The sequence below is a fragment of the Arthrobacter sp. CAN_A2 genome (genome assembly GCF_015752045.1).
Taxonomy (GTDB): domain Bacteria; phylum Actinomycetota; class Actinomycetes; order Actinomycetales; family Micrococcaceae; genus Arthrobacter_D.
The window spans coordinates 1-1,392 of the sequence record NZ_JADOUS010000064.1 but is presented as its reverse complement, the minus strand read 5'-3'; the positions used below and the strand labels follow the sequence as shown (position 1 = coordinate 1,392).

General features: G+C 63.7%; 1 protein-coding gene. It reads left to right on the top strand.

Features of this window, described 5'->3' with window-relative positions; all coding sequences use genetic code 11:
• The first annotated feature begins 78 nt into the window (after positions 1-78).
• Positions 79-1,389 carry an ISL3 family transposase gene (locus tag IWX63_RS16590; protein WP_199279251.1) on the top strand — a complete coding sequence of 437 codons (1,311 nt, stop codon included), beginning with the start codon at positions 79-81 and terminating at the stop codon, positions 1,387-1,389.
• The last annotated feature ends 3 nt before the right edge of the window (positions 1,390-1,392 follow it).

Below are 1,392 nucleotides of genomic sequence, written 5' to 3'. Positions count from 1 at the left end.
GGCGCGTCGATGACGGGATAGAGGTCGAGGCCTTCCGATGATGGAAGTTCTCACGCTATCCATCTGAAAGACCTCGACATGTTTCACGCTACCTTCGTTCGCCCTGATCTGACCACGTTCTGCCGCCTCGACGAGCTCGGCCTGGAAGCTGTCGGGCAGCATCTCGGACCAGATCGTGCGGTGCTCGAGTGCCGTGTCCTTGAATCCGATCGGTGGTGCCGTACTTGTGGTGCGGAAGGAGCACCGAAAGACACTGTGATACGCCGGCTCGCTCATGAACCCTTCGGTCACCGACCCACCACATTGCTGGTCCGGGTACGCCGCTATCGGTGCGAGCACTGCAGCCGCACGTGGCGGCAGGACACCTCGAAGGCCGCCGACCGGAGGGCGAAGATCTCCCGCCGCGGACTGACGTGGGCATTATTCGCAATCGTGGTCGATCACCTCACCATGTCCCGCGTCGCGGCAGGTCTTGGAGTGTCCTGGCATACCGCGAACACCGCGGTTCTGACCGAGGGCAAGCGCGTCCTGATTGATGACCCTCACCGGTTCGACGGGGTGAGCGCGATCGGTGTGGACGAGCACGTCTGGCGGCACACTCGTCGCGGCGACAAGTACGTGACCGTCATCATCGATCTCACCCCGATCCGTGAAAAGACGGGCCCAGCACGCCTGTTGGACATGGTCGAAGGACGCTCCAAGGCGGTGTTCAAGCAATGGCTCGCGAACCGTCCGCAAGCCTGGCTGGATGGTGTCGAAGTCGTCGCGATGGATGGGTTCACGGGGTTCAAGACCGCCGCCGCGGAGGAGCTTCCCGACGCGGTCCCGGTGATGGATCCCTTCCACGTGGTCCGCCTCGCCGGGGACGGGTTGGACCGGTGCCGGCAACGCGTCCAGCAAGACACGACCGGGCACCGGGGACGTGCCGGTGACCCGCTCTACAAGGCTCGGCGGACACTGCACACCGGCGCGGATCTGCTCACCGACAAGCAGCACGCCCGTCTGGACGCGGTATTCAGATCTGAGGAGCACCTCGAGGTCGAGGCGACGTGGGGCATCTATCAACGCATCATCGCCGCGTACCGAGAACCCGACAAAAAGAGGGGAAAGCAGCTCATGCAGGCCGTCATCGACTCGGTCATCACCGGCGTGCCGGCCGCACTGGTCGAAGTCCGCCGACTCGGCCGGACTCTGAAACAACGAGCCGCTGATGTCCTCGCGTTCTTCGACCGACCCGGCACCAGCAACGGACCCACGGAGGCGATCAACGGGCGTCTGGAGCACCTCCGAGGATCAGCCCTCGGCTTTCGGAACCTCACCCACTACATCGCCCGATCGCTACTCGAATCAGGCGGCTTCAGACCGTGCTTCCACTCTCAATTACGATGAGCC

Coding starts and splice junctions, on each gene's coding strand:
- IWX63_RS16590 (WP_199279251.1), top strand. CDS start 79: ATGTTTCACGCTACCTTCGTTCGCCCTGATCTGACCACGTTCTGCCGC.